This window comes from Bremerella cremea (assembly GCF_003335505.1).
In the GTDB taxonomy this organism is placed as follows: domain Bacteria; phylum Planctomycetota; class Planctomycetia; order Pirellulales; family Pirellulaceae; genus Bremerella; species Bremerella cremea_A.
Genome location: NZ_QPEX01000027.1, coordinates 60,727 through 74,171, shown reverse-complemented (window position 1 = coordinate 74,171; position 13,445 = coordinate 60,727). Strand labels below are relative to the sequence as shown.

Here is a 13,445-nt window from a genome sequence, read left to right as displayed (position 1 = left end):
CTTGTTGAGAGAAGTCTGCAAAGCCTAGTTCAGGTTGAACGATTCCAATCAGCGACACCGAGTCGGCAGCGATGCTGCAGGTAGTGAATCGCCATCGTGGAGAATCGATGGCTTTTTCAACGGGCTGTTAGGCCATGGGACAAGCTTGACCAACAGATGAAGCAAACTCTGATCAAGGCTGGGCTATTCAATCGGAAGTGTGAGTACATTGGTGGGTAACAATCCAGACAAACGGAAATACGAGGACTTGCCAAGGCGAGATTGGTCCGAGAATGATGTACGTGACTTACGAGAGCTAAACCTTGACGATTTGTACTCTTGGTTGCCGAGCATCATGCACGCCGAATCTCTTTCTGGGCCGTGGAGGGTCCAACTTGCGTTGGACTTGCTCGAACATGAACAAGCTCGCTCGCATAGGGCTAGAGTGTGGGACTGCCTCGCAATCTGCGCTCGTGTAGCTCCGCTATCTAGCTTCCAAGATGCGGCCTGTCTTGCGTGGTCTTTGATCGACTTGTCGGCGAACGACGACGCATCGAATGCCGAGTTGTGCAGTATTCAGGACTTTTTGAGCGATTTGAGAACGTTCGCCTACGATGCAAGTTCCGATTCAGCAGAAATCAGGACACACTCATTTACTGCGTCTCGGTTTGAGGTTTTCAAGGTCTTTCGAGCGATGTGTTCATACAATGACATCGGTACGGCGGGACAACTCGCTGTTACACTGGCTGCTGAGATGGACTTCGTCTTGCGTGAATCTAGCATTAATGGGATAAGCATAATTTACTCTCGACCTGATTGTGACCCAAGTTCGCTCGGCTCATTGCGCACGGCCTTTGCTCGTACACTGCGTCAACATGAATGTGATCCGCACTGGTATGTACGAAAGGCTAATGACAACGCACTGTTTTTTCAGGAGCAATTTAATCAAGAGTATCCCCCTTCTGAAACACCGCCGGTGGACGAATCATGAAACAAGAGGTCAGCGTGAGTTACTTCGGCTTCCGCACCATGATCTTCGCAGGCTGTGCCGGTTTGAAGGGCTGAATGCGTGCTGGCTGAGCAGGCTTCCACGGCTTGAACTCCGGCACGCCTGACGGTGGCGGCTTGGGCTTTTTGCTCAAGCTCTTGTTGACCGCTGACAAAAAAGAGTCCTGACACCTTTTCTTTGCCGTGCCATTCAGTCCTGACACCTTTTCTTTGCCACAAGTGGTGCATGGATGGTGTTATGCACAACTATAGATGCAGTGCCAATTGATCTGTTTGACTGACTCATTAGAATTGCAAAATCTGCTTTAGGTAAACATGGACAGGTATAGTAAGACCCGCAGTATTTTTGTGGCTGTAGGTGTTGTAGTGTTCGCAATATTAGTGGACTTCTTTAGTATCGCCTACAGGGATCGATTTGCAGGCATGGGTACGGGTAGCATCATTCTGGGTATGCTCATGCTGGTCGTTGTTTGTGTCGTCTTTTCGGTTGCCTATTTGTTGGTAGTGACGCGATGTGTTCGCAATATAGTTATTTCCGGTTTTATTGCAATATTGCCTGCCTTCGTTAATTTCTCAGTTGATGCAGTCGATGCCATAAATCTCGCGTCGTTGACCCCGATTCACTTATATAAGCGTTGTTTTTCAGAGTCAGTGCCAGTCGATGTCAAAAACTTTCAGTTTGTGGAAATGGAAGAGGCGCCTTATGTGCTCGGATTTCAATTGCAGTTTAAAAGGAATTGGCTCCCGGCTTTGCTGAAAAGGCGAGGTTATATGGAATTACCGGGTGAGGATTGTTCGGTAAGTGATAAGGAGAGGATTTCTGATTACGTGGAACGTACTCCTTGGAGCAACGACCGGATCTATCATAAATATCTTGATGACAAATCACATGTCGTTGTATTGACTGACCTGGAATGTATGCGGTGTATGGTGATTGAGGTATCGCCGAGGATTCCACCAAGGAATTCCTCTATGCCCAAGGCACGGTAAACGCACACTAACTCCTTGACACGCCAATGATTTCGGCCAGGAAGTTGACGTTCCAGCTGGCCATGCGGCGGCGCATGGCGATTCTTTCCTTGCTTTTGTGCTGTTTGATGAGTGAGATCGCCATTCGTTTGAGCCAGGCCAGGTTCTCGGCCGCGAAGCGATTTCTCACGCGGCTTTCGTCTTCCCGGAACGTAACGTCGAGCGACCAGTGAAGCGTGGTTTCGATGCCCCAGTGTCCGCGAACGGCCGCAGTGAATTGCTTTACCCCCACTCGCAACGAGCCTATATAATATCGTACATCGCTCGTATGATGGCCGTTTTCTTCGCTCATCCGAATCGCCACGCCGACCGTTCGCAGCATCTTGCCATCGATCGCGGACCATCCGCCCCAGCGATCACCGCCAGCACACAAATCACGAGCAGGTCGCCCAGCAAATGCTTGCGATTAATATGGCAACGTGGGTCTTCAAGTTCTTGAAAGTAGTTAAGAATCGAAACAACATCATCCTGATCCAACGAACGCGACATCGGCTCTTCCGTGCGACGTGTGACACGGATTGAGAAAAGCATTGTCATCGCAGAAAGAAGACGACCGCGCTACCGCAGACTACCTAGAGTGCGCGCTGGCTGTGATGCCCAAGGCTGTGCCTTAGTCACCAAAAGCCTGGGTGCCGCCTATGGTCCCCGTATGCTGGTTCAAGGCCCAGCGAAGACAAGCCGGCGTTAAGCATCTCGCTCGGGGTGTTGATGAAATAGAAACGGCCAGAAGCATTCCGCCAATTGGAACAGGAAAAAGGAACAGGAAAAAGTGTCAGGACTCTTTGTTTGGCACCTTTATGGCTGGCTCATAGCCATTCCCCTTGGGGTAGGGAATGGCTATGGGGCAGCCGGGGGTTATTCGTGAGCTTGGCGTCTGGCTGGGATGTTGCTTGTTGAAACATTCTTTGTGCGTGATCTTGCCAGCAAAAAAGCATGGCCATTCGATTTCTTTATGAGGACGCGTGAGAGAAAAAAGATCGCGATTCTGGCCTGTTTTCTTGGGCTGATAGCTGCAGATGAGCGAATCGATGCACTTGCTGCCTGGGTTGTGGTATTGAATTGCCCGTACTGGCAGGGATGGGGAAACGACCAGTAAACGGATGGCTTACCTTTCTGATGACGTACGCCAAAGGGTGGTTGTGACATCTGCTGCCCGAAGTGCTATGTTATCGCTGATTGCGGTCAGGTTGCGCAAGTTTGGTTAGCGATACGATCTAAAGCAAGCTTGATGAGTTGTCGATGGAGACAAAAGGAAAGCTCGCTCCGTCGATATTCGCCCAACGCAGCATGCTTGGCCTCGATTGCCGGCGTTACTTTCCCATTCCAATCGAATACTTTACCGCTAGCAAGGTCCTATGCTCGAAAACACATCTGGTAAGACTCTCGATACTCATCAGAAGGCTCTCAGCGTTAACCTCGATAACCGACGCTACGGAACCTTTGCGGAAATTGGTGCTGGCCAGGAAGTCGTGCGGTGGTTTTTCCGCGTGGGTGGTGCTGCCGGTACGATTGCCAAAAGTATGTCGGCTTACGACATGCAAGTGAGCGACGCCATTTATGGCCGCGCGGCACGTTACGTCTGTCGCGAACGCTTGCAGGCGATGCTCGATCAAGAGCACGCGCTGAACATCGAACGGCTGACCGAAGCCCGTGGCGAGACGAGCACGTTCTTTGCGTTCGCCGATACGGTGGCAGCGAGAGGGTATCGCGGCGGCAGCGATTGCCACGGCTGGATGGGAATCAAGTTCCAAGCTCACCCGCGCGACGAAGACAGTCAGATCATTCTGCACGTTCGCATGCTCGACAACGAAATGGCCCTGCAGCAAGAGGCGCTAGGCATTGTCGGTGTGAACCTGGTTTACGGCGCGTTTGCCTATCATCACGAGCCAGAAATGTTGGTCGATTCGCTGCTCGATGGTTTGTCGACATCGCGTATCGAGATCGACATGATCGAGTTCTCTGGCATCGCTTTTCGCCGCGTTGATAACCGGTTGATGAGTTTGAAGCTGGTGGAACTAGGCCTAAGTGGCGCAGCAATGTTCGCTGCCAACGGCGAAGTGCTGCAGCCATCGGAATTCCTCTATCGCAAGCCGATTTTAGTAGAACGTGGTAGCTTTCGTCCGGTGTGCAACGTGAATGTTGACATGCTGCGAAGTGCTCACGAGAAGTTCTCGGAGCTGCCCGAGGTGAAGGGCAAGAACGTGGCCCAGATTATGGAAATCACTATGCGGAATCTCAAGGCCGAAGGTGAAATCGACCGGCGCGATTTCCTGGCCCGGGCCGACGTCATGGCGGCTTGCGGAATGAACGTGTTGATTTCCGACTACTTCGAGTATTACCGCCTGGCCGCTTACTTGGCGCGCTATACCAAAGAAAAGATCGCCATCACGATGGGGGCCTCCAGCCTGCGAGAGCTGTTCGAGGAAAAATACTACACCCAACTCGACGGCGGCATTCTCGAATCGTTCGGACGTTTGTTTAAGAACGATTTGAAAATCTATTGTTACCCGCTGAAGAATCGAGCCTCCGACGAGCTGACGACCTGTGAGAACCTGGAAATCAAGCCAGAGCTGAAGCAGCTTTACGGCTACTTGATGGAACGAGGCGGGATCAGCGATCTCGATAATTACGACCCTGATTGCCTGGCGATCTTCTCGCGCGATGTGCTACGCAAGATCGGCGAATGCGACCCCTCGTGGGAAAAGATGGTCCCTGAGACGGTAGCGGCCGTGATCAAAAAGCGAAAGTTCTTCGACTACCAATGCGAAGACGACCCTTGCCGCTTACCTCGGTAGACTGTCCGTTTCGTCTTCCTCTCCCGCCACTGTCCGAAAGTCGTGGGCTACCACAATCAAACCAATAGGGGCTTCCGTTGGTCGCTCCTATTGGTTTGGTGACGCAGACCTCAATAGAAGTCATCCTGCTGGCATTTTAGGGCAATTGATCGAGGCATTCGCATAACGCATCGCTCAGAAAATTGTCGTGATCCGATTGTCTGTTTAGATAGTATTCAACGTACTGCTCTTTCTGCATTAGCTCGGTAATTTGGGAAACGATTTTTGTGGTCGATTCACATTCTGGCTGATTGGTGAGGTCTCGCCTGAACGACTTGTCTTGATGAAAGTGGAGGCCGGTCATGCAGCGGATGCAGATGGCGTTTAGGCTATTGCCTTTTTGAGAAAGTTCGTCGAGTAAGTGGCTGGCTAGTTCTTCTGTCGGTGGAAAAGGGATCAGTTGCGCGACGAATTGGAATATGCACTCCGAGAGCATTTCAAGTTGGCGAAAGTTCGAGGGCTTGGTTGCCAGCATCTCGCTGAAGATTTGGCGAAATTTTGCTTCGATCAAGGGAAACGTGCGTTGGGTTAATGCACATTGCGGCCCAGAGAGCATACATACGAAGAAGGCTGCGGGCTGGGCCAGGATAGCAGCAAGATGCAGATCGCCAATTCGCAAACCGGTTTGAATTGCATCGATTGATTCAAGCCAAACCGGCCCCAAACGTTGGTACGGTTTTTGACTCTGCAAAGCCTCGGTGCCCAGAAGATAACTTGCTCGTAGCGCTTTCTCTTCGGTATCGATGATGCCTAGCTGGGCAGGAATGCGACGTTGCCCGCAATCGGTTTGAATCCGCCAGCGAAGCTGTTTATCAATGGTCGAGGCATCGTCTGTCATGATTCCACCGTTGAAATCGTGGTTACCGTTCATGCTTCGGCAGAAGAGACATCGCCAAGTGCGCTGGGGATGCACCTGGCGATCGCAATGTTGCAATGACCGGGCTAGTCAGCCTGTTTAGTCTTTCTCGGGGGCGAAGATGGTTTTCCAGTCGTTTTTCATGCTGATCACCACCCAGTCGCTTTGCTTTGCTTCGTCCATCAAGTCTTGGGGGAACGTGCCGAAGAGGGAGTCTGGTAGGCCGTTGGCTGGGCCGTAGGCGTACTCACGCTGGGCGTCGTCGTGGAAGACGAGCATCTTCAGCGTAGCCCCTTCGCGGGCGGCCGTCCACTGCAGCATTTCTCGGTCGCCAGCCGAGTTACCAAAGGCGGCAATCGGGCGTTTGCCGATGAACTTGTTGATGCCGACCGGCTTGCCTGCTTTGTCGTCGATGAAATCGATCTTAGGTAACCGCATCAGTACCGGCTTGCCGTCTTGGATCTCGAACTTGGTTTCGATGGTGGTGCCGACGACTTGTTCAGGCGGAATGCCGTAGACTTCCATGGTCATGGGACGCATGAACTCGATGCCGCCGCCAGAGACGATGAACGTTTTGAAATCGTTAGCCCGGAGGTACTCAAGCAGTTCTACCATGGGCAGGTAGGTACACTGGGTATAAGGGCGTTTGAAGCGGGGATGGCGGGCCGTCTTGAACCAATCGGTAACGATCGCTTCAAACTCTTCCGTGGTGATGCCGGTATGGGTGGCCATGACCAGTTCAACCAGGCCCTTCTTGCCAGATGCCGCAACGGCTTGCAGATCGTTTTCTAGCACGGCTTTGAAAGGCTGCTGGGTTTTCCACTCAGGGTGCTGGGGGGCAAGTGTACGCACGCGATCGAAGGCAAACGCCAACTGCGTATACATGGGGTGTTCGGTCCAGAGGGTACCGTCGTTGTCGAACGTAGCAATCCGGTCTTCTGGCGGAACGTAGGCAACCGAATCTTCATCGGTAACCGTTTCTACAAACTTGATGATTGCGGCCTTCGCAGCGGTATCGTTCCACGAAGCAAGCGGTTCGGCCGCGTGCAACGATACGGTCGCAAAACAAACCAGAAACAAGCAGGCCAGCCAGTGCGGCGAAGGAAATCGTTGCTGCATGGTTTTAGGCTCTCCTCAATGAACAAAGAATCATTTTTAGGGGTGTGAATTCGAAAGAGAAAATGCGGACCATCGGTTGATGGCCCGCATTGTTCTTGATTTTGGCAATTCAAACGTTAGTTGCCGGTTGGCAACGGAATCGAGATGCCATCCTTCTTGAGTGAATCGCGAATGTACTCAAACTTCTGGAAATTGCTGATCGTAATTGGACCGGTGTACACCTCGCTTTGTAGTTTGCGGGGTGGGTGGTCGATGTACGTTTTCATCAATTTCCCAATCTCTTCGTTGAACGTCACCAGCGTCCAGGTTCGCTCGGTGTAGTTGTTCATGAAGATGTCGTATCGTTCCTGCGGATCTTGCCAGAGGTCAAAAATCTGCGGGACGGTTGCAACATACTTATCGGGCCCTTTCCAACCGAGGTTGGTATCGACCGCCATACCGCCGGTTAGGGCGCCATCGTCACCACGTAGGTTAAAGACGGCCTTGTAGTTGCCCACACGAGCAGCACCTGGCGAGAGTTCGTTTTCGGTGAAGTAGAACCACGCATTGCGTGGGTTCTTGCCACTGCCGGTCAGCACAGGCGTCAGATCGTAGCTATCGAAGACCATCGGCACCCCTTCGCGATCTTTTTCTGGTAGCTTCGTACCAGCAACGGAAGCAAAGGTAGCCATCAAGTCCAAACCGCCGACTAGGTCGTGGTTCTTAATCCCTTCTTTGATCTTGCCAGGCCAGATGGCGATGGCCGGAACACGGTTACCACCTTCACGCACGGTACCTTTGGTACCACGAAACGGCGTATAGCCAGCATCGGGATAAACGTCTTGCCAAGCACCATTGTCGGTGGTGTAGAAAACGAGCGTGTTCTGATCGAGCTTCAGTTCGCGAAGCTTGTCCATGATGTTACCGATACGCGTGTCGAGTTCGACCACGGAGTCGGCATACTTGGTCTTGGAAAGCGACTTGAGCTCGAATTCCGGAGCGGGAAGGTTCGGTTGATGAACCTTCATGAAATTAATGTTAATGAAGAAGGGCTGATTTGGATTTTTGGCGGCATCTTCTAGGAACTTCAGGCCGGACTGTTCGACGTACTTGTCGAGGAACGGAATACCAACCAAACCTTTCTCCGGCGTATCAACATATTCGCCGTTGACTTTCCAGTCTTCCTTTGCTGGCTCGCCAGCATTACCCGACATCGAGCCTTTGGTGACCTTGTTAAACATCTCCCGCAGTTTGGGATTCATGTCGGGGAACCACTTCGGATCGCCATAGGTGTACGCGTTGCAGTGATAAAGGAAGCAGTGTTCCATCACGTCGTAACCATGGGCGTTGGGCAACGCGTAATCTGATTCTCCCAGGTGCCATTTGCCGGTGAAGTAGGTTTTATAGCCACCTTGTTTCAACACCGAACCCAAGGTCCATTCGGCAGCCGGTAGGCCCCCCCCCTGCCCTTGGAAAGCAACCGTCGTCATCCCACTGCGATTGGGGATACGTCCGGTCTGCATTGCGGCACGCCCGGGCGTGCAACTAGGTTGGGCATAGAACGAAAAGAAGGTCATCCCCTCGGCGGCCATGCGATCGATATTGGGCGTCGGCATGCCGCGTCCTACACCACCACCGTATGGGCCCAAGTCGCCGTAACCGGTATCGTCCGAGACAATAAACAAGATGTTCGGCTTTTTGGCTTGGCCATAGGACGTCGAAGCCATACAGGCCATGGCGGTTGCTGCCAACAGCAACATACACAGGGGACGCCACACGAAAATTCTCATAGTTTGCTCCCAAAGTTCCAAAATAGACTCTGATCCGCTTCTTTATCAAAAAATGAAAATTCGCTTCGCATTAATTTGCTTTGGCAAACGTTGCCCTTCGCTTACCAACTTAATTGTCGAAACGTATTCTCGTTACGCGGCTGGACATTGTACGCGATCACGGAGTCTGGGCTGAAAAGAAGGCTGTGAACATCAAAGGTTCACGAAACGGCCGCACGAATGTGCAGCAACTTACCCGCTAAAGAGTAGTAGGTCGGGCACTGTAAGTTGTATACTACTCCTTGCTGGCAATCGCAACTAGTTATCCACTTTCCGACAAGAAATGTGCATGAAGTTTTTCTATCAGCAGCGTACCGTTGAGTCGTTCGATCCGGACGTCTTGATGGATGTGGTTGCGAATACCGGTTTTGAGCAACGGCTTCTCAAGGGTGGTCCGTTTGCCGGCCAGCTAATGCGGATCTGTTTGCCGAACTGTCGTATCGATAAAGGGTATTACTCGCTGCCTTGCTTCGCACGCGGGTCGGCTACGGCCGACTGTGTCATGGTGGGGATGACTTTTACTTCAGGGCAAACCGCGTGGGTCAATGGAAAAGAAGCCTTCTTTGACGACTTTCAACTTTATGCCGAGAATGCCGCCGTCGATTATCGAACCGTGGCTGGCGCTCCGTGGGTCGCATTGCAAATGTCGCGCGAGTGGTTGCAACTTCAAGCGATTAAGTTTTCTGGTCGTGAGATCAACTATCCGCCAACAAGCGTGCAAAACGTGGTTGTATCACGGTGGGCAGCCCTCAAGTTGCGTACCGAAATTGAATCGCTGCTGCAATGCAATCGTAGGTTTTCAATTGAGCATATGACGCAAGTCGCTGCGCAATATGAGCAGAGTATCGTGCGCGCATTAGTGGAGGCCATATCTGCCGCCGGCCCGGATCAAGTCGTGATCCGCCGACAAACCGAACGGAAGAAAGCTTTCATGGAAAGTGTCGAGCAGTATTTAGGGGGGCATCTGGCCGACCCGATTCGGATTCAAGATTTAGTGAATCACACTGGGCTGCATGAACGTTCGTTGCAACGTTTCTCACAAGAAGTTTACGGCCTGACTCCGAAGCAGTTATTCGGGGTTGTGCGGCTCAATCGAATCCGGCGCGAACTTCTCTGCCGGACGAATCTTGCCGCCACGATTCGCCAGATCACCGAGAAATGGGGCATTCGCCACCAAGGTCGCTTTGCTGCCCACTACGAAGAATTGTTCGGTGAGAAACCGAGTGAAACGCTTCAGCGTTCGCTTGTCGGTGCCAAGTAAGTTACCCCGACGCCTACCCAAAGTCGCACAGCGGAACGACAGGGCTGGTCGATTCTAATAGCTGCTGCATCGTAACCCCGCGAAACGCTTCTTCCGTCGCGGCGTAAGCCTTATCGAGTTCGGCATGCAAAGGGCAAAGCGCTTTATGGGTGGACAAGCCCAGGGGGCATTCACGTATTCGTTGCAGCGGCGAGACCGCGTTGATGACGTCTAGAATCGAGATCTCGTCGAGCGTGCGGAGAAGTTCGTGCCCCCCGCCAGGCCCCGGCCGCGAGCGGACCAAAGACGCTTCGGCCAGGTCTTGTAGCACGCGATTCAAATAACGGCGTGGAACCTTGGTTTTCTCGGCCAAGTAATCAGCAGATGCCGGTGCGCCGGCGCGGGCAGCCATGGCCGCGACGGCTCGGAGGGCGTATTCGGCCGTTTTCGAAATCATGTCGGTCTGTTCCTCGATTTCGGGAAAAGGAAAAAACATACACCTTGACGTGTAGGTTGTATTGTGTACCTTTTGGTGTAGGTATTAACTCTACCCCATCCCACCCCCTGCGGCAACCTCATCCGCAGCAAGGAGTTTTCCCTCATGCTTAGTGCGAAGACCATTCAAATTGTCAAGGCAATTACCCCGGCTGTGGCCCCGCATGCCGAGGCCATTACGCGCAACTTTTATGAACGAATGTTTCGCGAAAACCCGGAAGTCAAAGCGTACTTCAATCAGGCGCATCAGCACTTCGGTGGCCAGCAAAGAGCTTTAGCTGGAGCGATTTGTGCTTACTTCACCCATATCGACAACTTGGCCGCGTTGGGGCCAGCGGTCGAGTTGATTGCGCAAAAGCATTGCTCGCTGGGGATTCAGCCCGAGCACTATCCGATTGTGGGGAAGCACCTTTTGGCGGCCATTGGCGACGTGCTCGGAGACGCGGTTACCGAAGAGATTGCGGAAGCCGTGACCGAAGCGTATCAGGTGTTGGCCGCCGTTTGTATTGAGCGTGAGGAAGAGATCTACCAGCAACAACGTTCGGTCCCTGGCGGATGGAATGGCTATCGCACGTTTGTGGTCGAGCGAAAAGTGCCCGAGAGCGAGATCGTGACGTCTTTCTATTTGAAACCAGCTGACGGCGGGGAATTGCCTGCCTTTCGCGCTGGCCAATATATCACGGTGAAGGTCAACCATCCGGAAACGCCGACGTCTCCGCGGAACTACAGCCTTTCCGATGTTCCTGGCACCGGGCACTATCGAATTAGCGTGAAGCGGGAAGTCGCCTCGTTTGCTGACGGCCCCGAGGGGCTTGTTTCGACTTATTTGCACGATCAGATCGAAGCTGGCGACGCTTTAGAGATTGGGCCTCCGTGTGGGGAGTTTTATGTCGACCTGGCCCAAGTTGGCGATCGGCCAATTGTGCTTTTGGCGGGGGGTATCGGTGTTACTCCATTAATTGCCATGGCCAAATCACTCGTCGCGCGGCAGGTGTCCAATCCGATTTACTTCCTGCAAGCGGCCCGCAACAGCCAGGTTCATGCTTTGGGGGCGGAAGTTCGCGAGTTGGCGAAACACCCCAATGTCCAAGCATTGGTGATGTACGACCAGCCACTCGAAAGCGATCTTGCCAAGGGGTACTGCGATCAAGTTGGCCTGGTTGACGTAGCGTTGTTGCGAGAGTGGTTGCCAATACATAACGCCGAATTCTACTTCTGTGGTCCCAAAGCGTTCATGCGGAACGTGTTTGTTCAGCTGAATGACATGGGGGTTAAGCCTGACCGAATTCACTTCGAATTCTTTGGCCCATTGCAGGAAATTACTGCTTCCCACGACCCGGTTGCCGCAAGCTAAACCACAAGGCTGGCTGCATCCTATTTCAACGAGGTAGACTATCATGAATCTAGGCAATACTTCCGAAGATGTTATTTCGATTTCGACGACCGGCGAGTGGCCAGACGCGGTTCGGTCGGAGGTGCTGCTGAAATCAGATAGGCTGCGAGTGGTGCGAATCGTCATGGCGGCGGGGGCTTGCTTGAAAGAGCATTCCGCCCCAGGCGATTTATTGGTTCAATGTTGCCAAGGAAAGGTTGCCTTTTCCTTAGGACAGAAGCTCCACACCCTAGAGCCTGGTCAATTGATCTTCGTTCCGGATCGCTTGGCTCACGCAGTCGAAGCGATTGAAAATGCACAACTACTGTTAACGATTGCTCTCGACTCGTAGCCCTGCCCCCTTGCCCACCGTTTGCTTGAAAGGTTGCCACCATGAAGTTCTCTGGGATGCTTGCGATCGTCGTCCTGTTGGGTGGTGTCGGCATGGTGTGCGGACAAGATCTGTACGACGAAGCACCGATCCACTACAGCGAAACTTCGGAAGACAATCCAATTGCGCGGCTCCAGGCCCAACTCGACGAAGGGGAGCAAGAGTTGGCGTTTGACCAAGAGCATGGCTTTTTGAAGTCGGTCTTGAACGCGCTCGATATTTCGCCAGAGTCGCAGGTATTGGTTTACTCAAAAACCAGCTTTCAATTGCAAGCGATCACACCCCGCAGACCGCGCGCGCTCTACTATAACGACCACTCTTACGTGGGTTGGGTACAAGGGGGGGATGTCGTGGAAGTGATGACCACCGACCCGGTGCGGGGCGAGGTCTTCTACACACTTCAGCAGGAACCCAACGAAAAACCGCAGTTCGTCCGCGATAAAGGGCAATGTACCGTTTGCCATTCTTCGTCCCGCACGCAGCGCGTGCCGGGCGGCCTGGTTCGTTCCGTGTTTGTAAACGCCAGTGGGCTCCCCCATTATGGCGCTGGCACTTTTAACACCGATCAAACGAGCCCGCTTGCGGAACGATGGGGTGGTTGGTACGTGACCGGTACGCATGGTTCTATGCGTCACATGGGCAACGTCGTCTCGCGCGATCGTCACGATCCAGAAAATATCGACCGAGAAGATGGGGCGAACGTGACCGACCTGGCCGCACGGTTTCCTGTTAACAAGTATCTGACCCCGCATAGCGATATCGTTGCTCTGATGGTGCTCGAACACCAATTGCAAATGCAAAACTTTTTGACGCTGGCCAGTCATGAAGCGCGCCGCGCAACGCATCACGACCAAGTGATGAACGAGGCTTTAGAGCGTCCGGCCGACTACGTCAGCGAATCGACCACCCGGCGTATCAAGAACGCTGCCGAAAAGGTGGTACGTTCGATGCTGTTTGTGGATGAAGCCAAGCTGACGGACAAGGTAGAAGGTTCGTCTGAGTTCTCAAAGAAGTTTCAGGAACTCGGCCCGCAAGATTCGCAAGGGCGTTCGCTTCGCCAGTTCGACCTACAGTCCCGGCTGTTCAAATATCCGTGCAGCTACCTGATCTACTCCGAAGCGTTCGATCAATTGCCACTGGAAATGCAAACGACGATTGCCAAACGGCTGCGAGAAATCTTGAGCGGTCGCGACAACGACGAAGACTTTCAGCACCTTAGTCCCGCCGATCGAAAAGCGATTTCAGAAATCTTGCAAGAAACGAAACCCGATTTCTGGCAGCTAGGGGCCGATGCCTGATTTCTGTCGGGTGTGG

13 protein-coding genes and 1 pseudogene are annotated in these 13,445 nt (G+C 52.9%); 7 read left to right on the top strand and 7 right to left on the bottom strand.

What is annotated here, in order from left to right:
* Positions 1–924 precede the first annotated feature (924 nt).
* Positions 925–1,158 carry a hypothetical protein gene (locus DTL42_RS26030; RefSeq protein WP_147274280.1) on the bottom strand — a complete coding sequence of 78 codons (234 nt, stop codon included), beginning with the start codon at positions 1,156–1,158 and terminating at the stop codon, positions 925–927.
* A gap of 144 nt (positions 1,159–1,302) precedes the next feature.
* Here DTL42_RS26030 and DTL42_RS13815 point away from each other — a divergent pair, with 144 nt between their 5' ends.
* Entirely contained in the window at positions 1,303–1,977 is a 675-nt protein-coding gene (locus DTL42_RS13815) for a hypothetical protein (RefSeq protein WP_114369319.1), read from the top strand.
* 7 nt (positions 1,978–1,984) lie between these two features.
* On the opposite strand, the pseudogene DTL42_RS13810 reads toward DTL42_RS13815, so the two are convergent.
* Positions 1,985–2,335, bottom strand: a pseudogene (locus DTL42_RS13810) (ISAs1 family transposase); the annotation flags it as partial.
* Positions 2,305–2,505, bottom strand: coding sequence for a transposase family protein (locus DTL42_RS27165; protein ID WP_425305525.1), 201 nt, complete (start codon positions 2,503–2,505; stop codon positions 2,305–2,307). The pseudogene DTL42_RS13810 and the gene DTL42_RS27165, both read right to left, overlap by 31 nt.
* Before the next feature lie 394 nt (positions 2,506–2,899).
* Here DTL42_RS27165 and DTL42_RS13805 point away from each other — a divergent pair, with 394 nt between their 5' ends.
* Positions 2,900–3,112 (top strand): hypothetical protein, encoded by a 213-nt coding sequence (locus DTL42_RS13805; RefSeq protein WP_114369318.1) that lies wholly within the window; start codon positions 2,900–2,902, stop codon positions 3,110–3,112.
* A 259-nt stretch (positions 3,113–3,371) separates the two neighbouring features.
* Positions 3,372–4,811: a TonB-dependent receptor gene (locus DTL42_RS13800; protein WP_114369317.1), complete on the top strand. Its 1,440-nt coding sequence runs from the start codon at positions 3,372–3,374 to the stop codon at positions 4,809–4,811.
* A gap of 136 nt (positions 4,812–4,947) precedes the next feature.
* On the opposite strand, the gene DTL42_RS13795 is transcribed toward DTL42_RS13800, so the two are convergent.
* The 3 genes from DTL42_RS13795 to DTL42_RS13785 form a co-directional block, all read right to left on the bottom strand.
* A complete protein-coding gene (locus DTL42_RS13795) occupies positions 4,948–5,688 on the bottom strand; it encodes a hypothetical protein (protein ID WP_147274279.1) in 741 nt (246 codons plus the stop codon).
* Between the two features lie 117 nt (positions 5,689–5,805).
* Positions 5,806–6,825 carry an HAD family hydrolase gene (locus DTL42_RS13790; RefSeq protein WP_114369315.1) on the bottom strand — a complete coding sequence of 340 codons (1,020 nt, stop codon included), beginning with the start codon at positions 6,823–6,825 and terminating at the stop codon, positions 5,806–5,808.
* A 116-nt stretch (positions 6,826–6,941) separates the two neighbouring features.
* Positions 6,942–8,594, bottom strand: a complete 1,653-nt coding sequence (locus DTL42_RS13785) for an arylsulfatase (RefSeq protein ID WP_114369314.1) — start codon at positions 8,592–8,594, stop codon at positions 6,942–6,944.
* Positions 8,595–8,922: 328 nt separating this feature from the next.
* On the opposite strand from DTL42_RS13785, the gene DTL42_RS13780 reads away from it, so the two are divergent.
* A complete protein-coding gene (locus DTL42_RS13780) occupies positions 8,923–9,894 on the top strand; it encodes a helix-turn-helix transcriptional regulator (protein ID WP_158545374.1) in 972 nt (323 codons plus the stop codon).
* A gap of 13 nt (positions 9,895–9,907) precedes the next feature.
* Here the strand turns inward: DTL42_RS13780 and DTL42_RS13775 are convergent, their stop codons facing one another.
* Positions 9,908–10,330, bottom strand: coding sequence for an RrF2 family transcriptional regulator (locus DTL42_RS13775; protein WP_114369324.1), 423 nt, complete (start codon positions 10,328–10,330; stop codon positions 9,908–9,910).
* A gap of 144 nt (positions 10,331–10,474) precedes the next feature.
* On the opposite strand from DTL42_RS13775, the gene hmpA reads away from it, so the two are divergent.
* The 3 genes from hmpA to DTL42_RS13760 are packed head-to-tail and all read left to right on the top strand — an operon-like array spanning position 10,475 to position 13,429.
* Complete coding sequence (gene hmpA / locus DTL42_RS13770) at positions 10,475–11,722, top strand: NO-inducible flavohemoprotein (RefSeq protein ID WP_114369312.1); 1,248 nt, start codon at positions 10,475–10,477, stop codon at positions 11,720–11,722.
* A 43-nt stretch (positions 11,723–11,765) separates the two neighbouring features.
* The gene (locus DTL42_RS13765) at positions 11,766–12,092 is read left to right on the top strand and encodes a cupin domain-containing protein (RefSeq protein ID WP_114369311.1); all 327 of its coding nucleotides are present in this window, start codon (positions 11,766–11,768) and stop codon (positions 12,090–12,092) included.
* Positions 12,093–12,133: 41 nt separating this feature from the next.
* Positions 12,134–13,429 (top strand): hypothetical protein, encoded by a 1,296-nt coding sequence (locus DTL42_RS13760; protein ID WP_234824208.1) that lies wholly within the window; start codon positions 12,134–12,136, stop codon positions 13,427–13,429.
* Positions 13,430–13,445: the final 16 nt, after the last annotated feature.